Origin of the sequence: Anaerofustis sp., assembly GCF_019420015.1 — a bacterium.
Taxonomy (GTDB): Bacteria; Bacillota; Clostridia; order Eubacteriales; family Anaerofustaceae; genus Anaerofustis.
This window is the reverse complement of record NZ_JAHZIA010000034.1, coordinates 49,560-61,225: the sequence shown is the minus strand read 5'-3', so window position 1 is coordinate 61,225 and position 11,666 is coordinate 49,560. Positions and strand designations below refer to the sequence as shown.

The 11,666-nt window shown below is 29.9% G+C and carries 14 protein-coding genes; 5 read left to right on the top strand and 9 right to left on the bottom strand.

Annotation, left to right across the window (positions count from 1 at the left end; genetic code table 11):
- Nucleotides 1-473 (top strand): SLOG family protein (locus QZ357_RS06140; protein WP_290773228.1); only part of this gene is annotated, 473 nt, incomplete at its 5' end.
- Between the two features lie 5 nt (nt 474-478).
- On the opposite strand, the gene QZ357_RS06135 is transcribed toward QZ357_RS06140, so the two are convergent.
- From QZ357_RS06135 to QZ357_RS06120, 4 genes are all read right to left on the bottom strand, one after another.
- The gene (locus tag QZ357_RS06135) at nt 479-958 is read right to left on the bottom strand and encodes a DNA-deoxyinosine glycosylase (RefSeq protein WP_290773225.1); all 480 of its coding nucleotides are present in this window, start codon (nt 956-958) and stop codon (nt 479-481) included.
- 78 nt (nt 959-1,036) lie between these two features.
- A complete protein-coding gene (locus QZ357_RS06130) occupies nt 1,037-1,711 on the bottom strand; it encodes a hypothetical protein (RefSeq protein WP_290773222.1) in 675 nt (224 codons plus the stop codon).
- Nucleotides 1,712-1,848: 137 nt separating this feature from the next.
- Nucleotides 1,849-2,403, bottom strand: a complete 555-nt coding sequence (locus QZ357_RS06125; RefSeq protein WP_290773221.1) for a Fe-S-containing hydro-lyase — start codon at nt 2,401-2,403, stop codon at nt 1,849-1,851.
- A 2-nt stretch (nt 2,404-2,405) separates the two neighbouring features.
- Nucleotides 2,406-3,248: a fumarate hydratase gene (locus tag QZ357_RS06120; protein WP_290773219.1), complete on the bottom strand. Its 843-nt coding sequence runs from the start codon at nt 3,246-3,248 to the stop codon at nt 2,406-2,408.
- A gap of 192 nt (nt 3,249-3,440) precedes the next feature.
- Here QZ357_RS06120 and QZ357_RS06115 point away from each other — a divergent pair, with 192 nt between their 5' ends.
- Together QZ357_RS06115 and QZ357_RS06110 are read left to right on the top strand one after the other, a co-directional pair.
- On the top strand, nt 3,441-4,145 hold the full coding sequence (locus QZ357_RS06115; RefSeq protein ID WP_290773217.1) for an ABC transporter ATP-binding protein: 705 nt from the start codon (nt 3,441-3,443) through the stop codon (nt 4,143-4,145).
- 45 nt (nt 4,146-4,190) lie between these two features.
- Nucleotides 4,191-7,301, top strand: coding sequence for an FtsX-like permease family protein (locus tag QZ357_RS06110; protein ID WP_290773210.1), 3,111 nt, complete (start codon nt 4,191-4,193; stop codon nt 7,299-7,301).
- A 69-nt stretch (nt 7,302-7,370) separates the two neighbouring features.
- Here QZ357_RS06110 and QZ357_RS06105 read toward each other — a convergent pair whose 3' ends face one another.
- The 3 genes from QZ357_RS06105 to QZ357_RS06095 form a co-directional block, all read right to left on the bottom strand.
- The gene (locus QZ357_RS06105; RefSeq protein ID WP_290773207.1) at nt 7,371-7,991 is read right to left on the bottom strand and encodes a M23 family metallopeptidase; all 621 of its coding nucleotides are present in this window, start codon (nt 7,989-7,991) and stop codon (nt 7,371-7,373) included.
- A 62-nt stretch (nt 7,992-8,053) separates the two neighbouring features.
- A complete protein-coding gene (locus QZ357_RS06100; RefSeq protein ID WP_290773203.1) occupies nt 8,054-8,482 on the bottom strand; it encodes a hypothetical protein in 429 nt (142 codons plus the stop codon).
- A gap of 46 nt (nt 8,483-8,528) precedes the next feature.
- Nucleotides 8,529-9,131, bottom strand: coding sequence for an N-acetylmuramoyl-L-alanine amidase (locus QZ357_RS06095; protein ID WP_290773200.1), 603 nt, complete (start codon nt 9,129-9,131; stop codon nt 8,529-8,531).
- A gap of 124 nt (nt 9,132-9,255) precedes the next feature.
- On the opposite strand from QZ357_RS06095, the gene QZ357_RS09825 reads away from it, so the two are divergent.
- Nucleotides 9,256-9,789, top strand: coding sequence for a putative ABC transporter permease (locus tag QZ357_RS09825; RefSeq protein WP_366934125.1), 534 nt, complete (start codon nt 9,256-9,258; stop codon nt 9,787-9,789).
- An 11-nt stretch (nt 9,790-9,800) separates the two neighbouring features.
- Here QZ357_RS09825 and QZ357_RS06090 read toward each other — a convergent pair whose 3' ends face one another.
- Together QZ357_RS06090 and QZ357_RS06085 are read right to left on the bottom strand one after the other, a co-directional pair.
- Nucleotides 9,801-10,496, bottom strand: a complete 696-nt coding sequence (locus tag QZ357_RS06090) for a LytTR family DNA-binding domain-containing protein (protein WP_290773197.1) — start codon at nt 10,494-10,496, stop codon at nt 9,801-9,803.
- A 29-nt stretch (nt 10,497-10,525) separates the two neighbouring features.
- Entirely contained in the window at nt 10,526-10,879 is a 354-nt protein-coding gene (locus QZ357_RS06085; protein ID WP_290773194.1) for an Hpt domain-containing protein, read from the bottom strand.
- 137 nt (nt 10,880-11,016) lie between these two features.
- Here QZ357_RS06085 and QZ357_RS06080 point away from each other — a divergent pair, with 137 nt between their 5' ends.
- Nucleotides 11,017-11,637: a GNAT family N-acetyltransferase gene (locus QZ357_RS06080; protein ID WP_290773191.1), complete on the top strand. Its 621-nt coding sequence runs from the start codon at nt 11,017-11,019 to the stop codon at nt 11,635-11,637.
- Nucleotides 11,638-11,666 lie beyond the last annotated feature (29 nt).

The following is an 11,666-nucleotide window of genomic DNA, read 5'->3' as shown; positions in this document are numbered from 1 at the left end:
ATTTTGAAGAAAATAAATTAAAAAGAATAAAAGAATGTACACTAAAGGTAATACACTTATTACATACAAAATACAATGTAGATACTTTCTTTTGCGGAATGGCTCTGGGAGCAGATTTAATGGCGGCATCGGAAATCCTAAAGTATAAAGAAGCTTTTAACAAAAAAATCGAAATGATCCCTACAATCCCCTGCCTTACCCAGACAAAAGCCTGGGGAGAAAAAGATAAAATGAAATATAAAAATATTTTAAAAATGTCGCAAACACCGGTAATCATAAGCGAAAAATTCACAAATACATGCATGCTTGACAGAAACAAATATATGGTAGACCACAGCGATATATTACTGGGGATTTACGACGGACGACAAAACGGAGGCACAAAATATACAATAGATTATGCCCTAAAAAATAAAAAGAAAATTATTCTGATAAATACAAACTCATGCAGAGTTTATAAAAATTTCAAATAATAAAATCAAATATAAGCTTTTATTATTTCCCACTCTTTTACAAGCATATCCAAAGAATATCTAGCATTTGCCGGACTGGTAGAAGGAAGCTTAAAATATTCGGTTTTCATATCATTATTGTATCTTTTATAAAGGTTAAAAGCAGTTCCTCCGTTTAAAAAAATTTTTTCTACATTTGAATTGTTTAAAATAATGCTTAAATCATTTACCTTAACATTCTTTATTGAACTGTCACTCGAACCTTCAATATCACAAGATTTAATCACATCCCAAACTGCAATGTGATTATTTAAAAGCATATTCTTCTTTGATGGTATGTCAACAGGAAGCTTTGTATTCGTGAGTATACTTATCAGCTTCCAAAACCTGTTTTGAGGATGATGATAAAAAAACTTTGCTTCTCTGGATTTCACAGAAGGGAACGAACCCAATATCAATATTTTGGAACTTTTGTCAAATACGGGCTCTATATTGTGATACTGCATAAACGACTCCTTATTTAATAAATTTTATAAAAATTACAAACATACTATATATCATTTAAAAAGTAAAATATATATAAATTAATAACACCTTTTACAAGGCGTCAACCCCTTACTTTTTGCTTCATTCAATGTCACTTTATTTGCAGACTTCATATTTGAACAACTTTTCTTAGAGTGATATTTGCTTCCCGTTTTGGAAATATATACATATTTTACATTCTTTTTATCTTTCGCCTGTTTTTGTGCTCTCTTCTTTTTTTCTTCTGCCTTTTTGTCTATTACCCTGATATTTATTTTATTACTTTCTACATCTCCGTTTTTTGATTTGAGCTGTAAAGTAGCCCTACCTTCTTTAAATGAGCAAATTTTAAAATTTTCTCCATCTTTTATTATTTGCGCTACATCATTATTTGAAGATACAAATAAAACCCTTTCATCCTTCGCATTACTTGGACGAATACGTACATTTATATCAGCATTTGTGTTCATATCCATAAAAGTAACCGAAGAAGAAATATTTATAGATTCAATTTTTTTATTTAACACAGTAAAAATATTTATTACAAAACAAACAACGATTAAAATACACAGTATTAAACTATACCTGTTTTTTGTATACAAATCACTTTCGGCATTTCTCCTATAAAAATACAAAAATATAATAAGAGGAATCCACGAATAAGGAAAAACCAAAACAGAAAATACTATACCCACAATTGTCATTAATTCTTTTTTATCTTTTATTCTGTTCATATTGAATCTCCTATGTCGTTTAATATATATAATTTTACTACAAAAATACTGATATTAAAAATATTTGTAAAAATTTAAGGACATAAATAATATAAAATTTGTCAGAATACTACTACTAAAAAATATAAAAGACCGTTTTAAAACGGTCTTTTATATTTTTCTTTCTCGCTTTTATATAAATTATTGCCTTTAGCATCTATCGCTACTATAACGGGAAAGTCCTCAACATACAACTTTCTTACGGCTTCTGACAATAAATCAGGATAAGCTATAACCTCAGCCTTTTTTATACATTTTTTTATTACCGCACCACATCCTCCTACGGCAGCAAGATACAATGCCTTATTTTTAACAAGACTCGCCTCTACGTTATCGTCCCTCTCTCCTTTTCCTATAATAAGCTTTAATCCTCTTTCGAGCAAAGCCGGAGTATATTTATCCATTCTTGCCGAAGTAGTAGGACCGCAAGAACCTATGACCTCACCTGGCTTTTCGGGACATGGTCCGGCATAATATATACATGCCCCTTCTATATCAAAAGGCAGCTCTTTTCCTTCTGATATGGTTTCTATCATTTCTTTGTGAGCAGCATCTCTTGCCGTATATATTGTTCCGGTTATATACAATTTATCCCCGGCATTTATATTTAAAATATCCTCTTGTGATAAAGGTAGTTTAACTGTTCTCTCCATAATCAAATCTCCGTTTCTTTATGTCTTGAAACATGACATCCTATATTTACACTTACGGGAAGTCCGGCTATATGCGTAGGGTAAGTAATGATATTAACCCCAAGAGCAGTGGATGTTCCTCCAAGCCCTCCCGGACCGATACCGAGACAATTTATCTTTCTTAATAATTCATCTTCCATTTTTTCATAAAAAGGATCTTTATTTTTATGATTTATATCCAAAAGCAATGCTTCCTTCGCCATTAAAGCCGCCTTCTCCATCGTTCCTCCTATGCCTACACCGACAATCATTGGAGGACATGGCTTACTTCCTGCATTTTCAACCGTATTCAATATAAAATTCAAAACGCCTTCATATCCATCGGCAGGTTTCAACATTTTAGTGGCTCCACAATTTTCACTCCCAAACCCTTTAGGCATAACTTTTATTCTGACTTTATCCCCTTCCACAACTTTATAATATATTATTCCGGGAGTATTATCCTTTGTATTATTTCTTCTTAAAGGACAGTCTACAACACTCTTTCTAAAATACCCCTCTTCATAAGCTTCTTTTATGGCTTCATTAATTTCATCATATATATATTTGCCAGTGAAAAATACGTCCTGCCCCACTTCCAAAAATACCAGGCACATTCCCGTATCCTGGCAAATAGGACAGTTCTCATCACTTGCAATCTGAATATTCTCATTTATTACTTTTAAAAGTCCCCTACCTATTTCAGATTCTTCAGTCTTTTCTTTATCCAAAAGAGACCCTTTTATATCAGACCCCAAATTTACATTAGCATCCAATATAAGCTCCTTAACAGCTTTTTTAATTACATTTGTATTTATTTCTCTCATATCTAACCTCTGTAATTTATATATTATTCAGTATATCATAGGGGATAAATATTTTCTACTTATGAAATAAAGTAATGTTAAAAAAGTGAGTTTGTAGTATAATATGATTATAAAAATGAAAAGGTTTTATATATTAAATCTTCATTTTAATCAAGGAATTTTATTTAATTTAAATAAAAGGCAGGTACACATATGTCTGAAAATATCATTTTAAAAAACGTCAGCAAAATATACGGAACCAAAGAAAATGCCACAAAAGCATTAAATAACGTAAGTTTTGAAATAGAAAAAGGTAAGTTTACAATAATAGTGGGTCAAAGCGGCGCAGGGAAAACCACCCTTTTAAATCTGCTCGGAGGAATGGACAGTGTAACTAAAGGCAGTATAACGGTCGCAGGAAAAGATATAAGCAAATTAAAGGAAAAAGAACTAACTTCTTATCGTAGATACGATGTTGGATTTGTATTCCAATTTTACAATCTTGTACAAAATCTTACAGCCAAAGAAAATATTGAATTGGCAACAGAAATATCAAAGTCTTCCATTTCTGCACAAAAGGCACTTAAAGATGTTGGGCTTTATCACAGAAAAGATAATTTTCCCTCTCAACTTTCAGGAGGAGAACAACAAAGAGTTTCCATTGCAAGAGCACTTGCAAAAAATCCAAAACTTCTCTTATGCGACGAACCTACCGGAGCTCTTGATTACAAAACAGGAAAAGCAATATTAAAATTACTTCAGGATATCTGCTTTAAAAACAATATACCCGTTGTTGTCGTAACTCATAATCTGGCATTAATGGATATGGCTGACAAAATTATAAAAGTAAAAAACGGAGAAATAGAAGATATAATTATTAACGACAATGTAAAAGACGTGAGCGAAATAGAATGGTAGCGCAATTATCTTCTAGCACATCAATACGTCTAAATGAGGTTATATATGAAGACATTAATAAAAGATTTATTCAGAGAAATCAAACTTACAAAAAACAGATTCATATCAATTTTGCTTATTACTCTACTCGGAGTGTGTTTTTTTGTCGGGCTTAGAGTAATAGGTCCTCAAATGGAATATACTGCAAATAAATATTTTGAAGACACAAATCTATATGATATAAATTTTGTATCCACATACGGATTTAACAACAAAGACATCGAAGCCATAAAGTCCGATAAATTCACAAAAGATATATTTCCGGCATACACGACCGACTTGCTACTTGACTTAAATGAAAAACAAACAGTTGCAAAAGCTTACGGAATGCCAGAAAAAAAAGATCAAAATATAATGCAATATGAACTCATCCAAGGCAGAGAACCAAAAAAGAATGATGAATGCATAGTATCGGAAAATTATCTTAAATTTAATAAATATAAAATCGGAGATACATTCACGGTTGAAGGCTACGACAGTATAAAAATAAAATCAAAAAAATTAAAAATCGTAGGAAGTGCAAATTGGGCAAATTATATAACCGATGACGATTACGGTACTTCTACTTTAGGCAGCGGAAAAATCGATACGTTTATCATTCTTAAAGAAGATGCCTTTGACAGTGATGTATATACCAATTTATATATCACTCTAAACAACACCGCTAATTTAAATTGTTTCGACGAAAAATATGAAGATACCATAAACGATTATAAAGAACATATTAAAACCACAACGAACAAAAGAGCAGAAGAAAGACTTAAAGAAGAAAAAAATAAAGCAAACAAAAAAATAAAAAAAGCAGAAAATAAATTAGAAAAAAACAAAAAAGATACATATCAAAAGTTAAACAAAGCAAAAACAGCTCTTAACAACGGAAAAGAAGAACTCAAAAACAATAAACTGACTCTCAATAATAAAAAACAAACCGCCAAAGAAGAGTTTAATAAAGCACAAATAAATTTAGATAACGCAAAAAACGAAATCAAAAAAAACAATGAAAAACTAGAAAAATCAAAAGCAGAACTAAACAAAGCAAAACAAGAACTTGACAAGGGCAAAAAAGACTTTAACAATTTTCTAAACAGTTTGAGTGAAGAAGAAAAATTACAGCTAAAAGACGTAATAGAAAACAAACAAAAAGAACTGGATGAAGCAGGCAAAAAAATTAAGATAAGCGAAAACACATTAAAAAACTCAGAAAACGAATTACAATATTATATATCACAAATAAAAGAAGCAGATAAAGAATTAAATCTTTCAAGAAAAAAAGCAAAACAAGAGTTTAAAAACGCAGAAGAAAAGATACACTCGGCTGAAACAGAGATAGACGAGGGCTATAATTCTTACAACAAAAATAAAAATAAAGCCGACACAGAATTTGAAAAAGCACAAAAGGAAATAAAAAAAGCCAAGCAGGAAGTAGCAGATTTAGAAAAAGTAAAATGGTATACCCTTGACAGAACATCAAACGAAAGTTATTTCAGTTATGCTCAAAATTCAAAAAAAATAACGTCCTTGGCAAAAGTCTTCCCTCTTATATTCTTTTTGGTTGCCGCATTGGTATGCTTGACGACCATGACGAGAATGGTGGAAGAAAAAAGAACGGAACTTGGTATACTTAAAGCTTTGGGTTTCAATAAGTGGCAGATAAGCATCAAATTTATATTATATGCTTTTCTTGCAAGTTTTATCGGCAGCATCATAGGTTTAATCATAGGATTTACCTTTGTGCCTACAATTATATACGAAGCTTACAGAATACTATACAAAACGCCAGATTTAATAAATGTTATATATCCGAGCTATATACTTCTTTCGTTATTTATAGGAGTCCTTTGTACCGTACTGAGTGCATATTTTGCATGTAATACAGACCTAAGGGAAGTAACGGCAAATTTACTCCGACCTAAGGTAATGAAAAGCGGGAAAAAAACTTTTCTTGAAAAAGTACCTACTATTTGGAATAAAATAAGTTTTAAATGGAAAATCACAATAAGAAATCTAATTAGATACAAAAAGAGATTGATTATGAGTGTAGTTGGCATAGGTGCCTGCTGCGGACTTTTAATTGCTGCTTTCGGCATAAGATATTCAATTTCCAGTATAGTAAATTTACAATACAACAATATATGGAACTACAATATGGAAACATCGCTGAAAAGTGATTTATCAGAAAGTAAAATAAAAAGCATCAAAAAAGAAATAAATGCTGATCCGGAAGTCAAAGAAAGCAAATTATTTTTCAGTGATAATTATAATCTGGTTACAAAAAAGAAAGATTATTCTTTATCCCTAATGGTACCGATAGATAAATCAGCAGTTAATAACTACATACACTTTAGCGATTATAATAACGAAGACAAGTTGTCACTTCCTAAAAACGGTGTACTGATAACAAGCAGACTAAGCGAAATTGCAGGAATAAAAAAAGGGGATATCATAAAAATCAAAGACATGAACGATAAAGAGTACTCTGTTCCTGTAACGGCAATTGTCAACAATTACGTTTACCATTATATATTCCTAAGTGAAGATTATTATGAAAGCATAACGGGAGAAGATTTAAAACCAAATTTAATATTATCAAGATTAAATCATAATAACGAAAAAACTTATAACAATATAAGCGAAAAACTATTGAAAAACGATAACATTAACAGTATTAATTTCAACCAGAGAATCGCCGATAACTTTGCGAACCAACTTGACAGTATGGATTTTGTAATAGTAGTAATTATAATCGCTGCGGGAATGCTCGCTTTTGTTGTAATGTTTAATCTGGACAATATAAACGTAAGCGAGAGAACAAGAGAAATTGCAACCATAAAAGTATTGGGATTTTATAATAACGAAGTAAACTTCTATATAGTAAGAGAAAATATCATTTTAAATATACTCGGAATAATCCTAGGATGTGTAATAGGAAAATATTTCCATAAATACCTAATAGATACTGTATCGGTTGATTTTGTACAATTCTACGGAGGGATAGAATTATCCAGTTATATATATGGGATTATATTTACCATCATATTTGCATTTATTGTAAATATCTTCCTGAAAAAAACACTTAAAAAAATCAATATGGTAGAATCTTTAAAAAGTGTTGAATAAAAAAGAAGCTTAAAAAGCTTCTTTTTTATGTTTTTAATTTTTATAACAAAACAAAAAATACTTATACAATCATTCGTAATCGACAAAGATTAAAGGATTAACACAGTCCGCTACATCCGAAGAAGTCCTTATTTCAAAATGAAGGTGATGCCCCGTTGACGAGCCCGGATTTTTATCTCTGATAGGATCTCCTCCTTCATTTCCTATCCATTCTCCTTGCTTTACCTTTTGTCCTTTTCTCACTTTTACCTTTGATAAATGAGCATAAAAAGAATATATATCATATTTGTGTTTGATTTTTATGTAATTGCCATACCCGCCCTTATCAGTACCTGTTTCAACCACAACCCCGTCAGACGTGGCTTTTATTTTATCATGCCATTTCGCACCTATATCAAGCCCGTTATGCTTTGTTTTTTTCCCTGTTATAGGATGTATTCTGTAAGAGTATTCACTTGTTATTGTTCCTTCTACGGGTTTTATAAAGCCGGACTTGTCACCCTTATATTTTGTTAACTGTGAGTTGTTTTCCGAAACAATAAATTTACTGTTAAAAAGATAAAAAATATTTTTAATGTCAAACCCGTATTCTCCTATAACTATAAATAAAAAAACTATATTTAAAATGACCCAAAACAAATTTATATTTAATTTTCTTTTTCTTTTAAAATTTCTTTTTCCTCTCATCATTTTAATATATGCAACAAACAACTAAATATGAAAAAGCACCGAAAATTCGGTGCTTTAAAAAATTAGAGATATTTTTTTAACTCAAAAAAATTCTCTTCTTCTATTTCAAGAAGTCTTTTTGCCAATTTTACAACTTCTCTGTCACTGTCTTTATACTCTCTTAGCTTTTTTGTTATTTGTACAATTCCCATTGTACTTCCCTGCATAAGCATTCCTGCAATATGTTCGCAAGACTTATCTTTTAATGTTTCCATTTTTATCATAATATAACTTTGAAGTTCATTAAAATAAGATAAGTCTTTAACCTCTTTACCCATTTTCTTCATCAGTTTATTTGCTTTTTTTATAAAATCATCGTATGTTTCTTTTTCATGAATCAGCTCTTCTCTAAACTTAAGATCCTCATTAATATCAATCAAATCTTCAATCGTAGTTGAGCCCATTTTGGCATTTTTAAAAATAAACTCCAATAATCTTATACTATTATCCATATACATCAATCCTTTTTTATTTTAGTATAAAAAGAATGATCGTTTTTTATTCATAATATTTGCCATTATATTTATTCTTTAAATATTCTATATTCTCTCCACTGTCTTCATTGTAGGGTATACCGAAATAGTCAAGAATACCTTTGGAAATGTCTCTTCCGTATTCATAAATATTATTTATTATAAAATCACTGTCTTCGGGATTATCGTGAAATCCTACTTCCATTAAAACCGCAGGCGCTACTGTTTTTCGAAGTTCGTACATTCCCTTTCCTCCAAAAGAAAGTCTCCCCTCTTTTACTCCAAGGTCATCGGTTGAAGTTAACGCTTCAAGATAAGGATAAATATCCCTTGCCAATTTTTCGCCTTCTCCACCAAACCTATGAGTATAAATCTCGGCCCCTCTTGCCTCACCGTTGGCAGCATTTGAATGAATAGCAACATGAACTCTAGGATTAACACTGTTTGAATCTTCCACAACTTGAGCCAAAGTCATATTCGGAGAATTCCTATCAGTAACCAACCCATGCCTGTTTAATTCATATTCAACTATGTCGGCAATCTCATTCATTCTTTCTTCTTCACTCCCATATCCGTTTACACCCAAATTAAAATGCTGAACGGAAGGCGATATATAAACATCAACCATACTTTCCCTCCTATTATATTAAAAATCTTTCATCATTATAATATGAGAAAAAATATTATTTTGTTTAACTTTTAATGTATTAAATTCTTATAAACCACAAAAAATAAAAATAAAAAGGAAATCTATGAACTTTTATCTTTTGATATTATTTATGTTTATTTATGGTTTTATCGGATATATATACGAATCTACTATAAATCTGATAAATAAAGTACCCATAAAAAGCAGAGGGTTTTTATATGGTCCAATAAGACCCATTTACAGCTTGGGATCAATTACTATTATACTGATATTTTATAACCTGCATCTCGATACTCTGCCTTTATTTTTTCTCTCCGGACTATTTGCATGCTCTCTGGAATACCTATCTTCAGTTATACTTGAAAAATTATTTAATAAAAAATATTGGGACTATTCAAATAACTTGTTTAATTTAAACGGAAGGGTATGCTTACTCGGCTTCACGGTCTTTGGTATATGCAGCGTCTTTCTTATAAATATATTTCATCCCATTCTACTTGATATAGTTTATAAAAACATGACAGACCGTTCGATAGTATATACAGTGTTTATACTTGGTATAGTATTTATAACAGACCTGATAATCAGTCTATACAACCTATATCACCAAAATAAAAAAAGATTACATAAATTGTAATCTTTTTATTTTCAGTATCCGCTTTCTTTAAATTTCCGGTAATACGTTCTGCCCACAGGCAGAGTATCTCCGGTAGAAAGCTTTACGGAAACAGAAGATATTTTTTCTATGTAACGCTTTGAAACTACATAAGACTTGTGAATTCTGACAAAACCTTTATCTTTAAATTTATTTTCAATATTTTCAAGCGTATCGTATATTTCGAATTTATCATTTCTGCAAAATATAGAAATATTATGATTATACACTTCAAAATAAATGATATCTTCCAAGGCAACAACATGCTTTTTATTTCTAAATGAAAAAGTAATCTTTTCAAAATTTTCTCTATGTACTTTTTTCACAGCATTTAGAATTATATCTTCAAATTTTTCAGGCTGCATACTATCCTTGATTATATAATGATATGCATTAACATCAAAAGCATCTATCATTTTATCTTCAAGAGCAGTCAAAAATATTATTTTAACATCTTCATTCTTATTTCTTATTTTTCTTGCAATTTCCAATCCATTCATTTCGGGCATAACTATATCAAGCAGTAATATATCGATACAATTATCATCCTCAATATACATCAATAAATCATTTCCGCTATTAAATGATTTTAAATTAAAATCTAAATCATGTTTCTTTATTATTTTTTCAATTAAAAACGTATATTTTTTAATAGAAATTTCACTATCATCACAGATTATAATATCCATGATATATTCCCCTCCTTACAATTGCAATATTAAATCAAATCATAATTCATCAAATATATCTTTAGGTTATTAAGCATTTTATCAATATACAACATAAATAAATCAAAGTCTTTGGCGATACTTTCAAAATTTTCACTTTGCACAAGCATCTCAAGTTTTTTTGACTTTTTATATAAATAATTCATTCCAACAGTTTCCGATGAGCTTTTTATTGAATGTATATGCAAAACAAAAGACTTAACATCTTTTGTCACCATACTTTTATTTAATTCTTTTTTTCTCTTTAATATATCATTATAATAAAGAACGAGAAGCTCATTATAAAAGTCTTTGTTATTGTCAAAAAAACTCATTGCCTGCTCACTATCAAAACCTTCTATCATGCAATCTCTCCAAAAATAAAATCAGAAACTGTTCTTATATTGACTAAAATCAATTAGTAACATAAAATAATCATTACATATAATAACACATTTTTATTATAAAGTATATAAACATATTTAACAGAGGTAAAATTATAATGAACAAAATAAACATTAGATTTGCAAATAAGAATGATGTCCCAAGTATTTTAAATATATATACTCCATATATATTAAATACACCTATTACTTTCGAATATACTGCCCCAAGCATAAGTGAATTTGAAAAAAGAATAACAAACATACAAAAAAAATATCCTTATTTGGTATGTGAATATAACAATGAAATAATAGGATATGCATACGCAAGCGAATACAAAGGCAGAGAAGCCTATGCTTATACGGCTGAACTTTCTATATACATAAAAAAAGAATTCAAAAATGCACATATAGGAAGAAATCTTTATCTTGCATTAATCGATATATTAAAAATGCAAAACTTTCAAATATTATACGCATGCATAACAATACATAAAACACTTTACAGCAACGTTTTTCATAAAAAACTAGGATTTGAAGAAATAGGATATTTCAAAAAAAGCGGATTCAAAGATAACCATTGGTACGACACCGCATGGTATTGTCTGGAAATAGGCGATTTTTCAATTCCGCCCAAAGCAATCAAAACAGTTAATCAGTTGAACATGAAAAACGTTGAAAAAATACTAAAAAAATACACTCTTAAAATAAATAATAACGAAAAAAAATCAACTGAGTAATAAAAACAGATACAAAAGAACTATTTAGA